Source organism: Pseudomonas sp. RGM2987 (assembly GCF_022952855.1).
In the GTDB taxonomy this organism is placed as follows: domain Bacteria; phylum Pseudomonadota; class Gammaproteobacteria; order Pseudomonadales; family Pseudomonadaceae; genus Aquipseudomonas.
In genome coordinates, this window is record NZ_JALJDX010000025.1 from 1 (window position 1) to 782 (window position 782).

1 protein-coding gene is annotated in these 782 nt (G+C 59.5%); it reads right to left on the reverse strand.

The genetic code is table 11. The features are described from left to right. On the reverse strand, positions 1-782 hold a 782-nt coding region (locus RGM2987_RS00100; protein ID WP_245138091.1), incomplete at both ends, for an immunoglobulin-like domain-containing protein.

The window sequence follows — 782 nt, forward strand, 5'->3', positions numbered from 1 at the left end:
TGTCGATGGTATCGGTAACGTCAGTGACCGCCGGAGTCGTGCTCGGAACCAGGTTCTCGAAGTTGCCGCCAGTGGCGTGGTCGATGCTGACTTCAACCTTGCCGGCATCTTTGTAGACGTCGTCTTTTGGAGCATCAACAGTAACGGTGCCGGTGGTAGCGCCGGCAGCGATATTGATGACCGCGCCGTTGCTCAACGTGACGGTAACAGGCGTACCGGCAGCGTTGGTCAAGGTCGCGGTGTAAACGATCGAACCGCCTTCAGCGACGGTATCGGTCGCGCTCAACGTCAGACCGGTAGTGTCCTGGGTATCAGTGACGGTGGTGTCAGCCGGCTTGGTGTCGATTTCCAGTTTTTCGTAGTTACCGCCCTTGGCGTCGTCGATCTTGACGCTCAGGTTATCGCCGCCAGCGAGGGCGTCGTTCGGAGTGACGAAGTTCACGCTGCCCGAACTAGCACCAACAGGGATGGTGATGCTCTGACCGTTCGAAAGGGTGACGACCAGCGGGGCGCCAGTGACCGGGGCGTTGACCGAGGCTGTGTAAACCACAGTTCCACCTTCGGCAACGGTCGACGTGGCCGTCAGGCTCACAGTCGAAGTGTCGATGGTGTCGGTGACGTCCGTAACGGCTGGAGTCGTGCTCGGAACCAGGTGCTCGAAGTTGCCGCCAGTGGCGTGGTCGATGCTGACTTCAACCTTGCCGGCATCTTTGTAGACGTCGTCTTTAGGCGCATCAACAGTAACGGTGCCGGTGGTAGCGCCGGCAGCGATATTGATGACC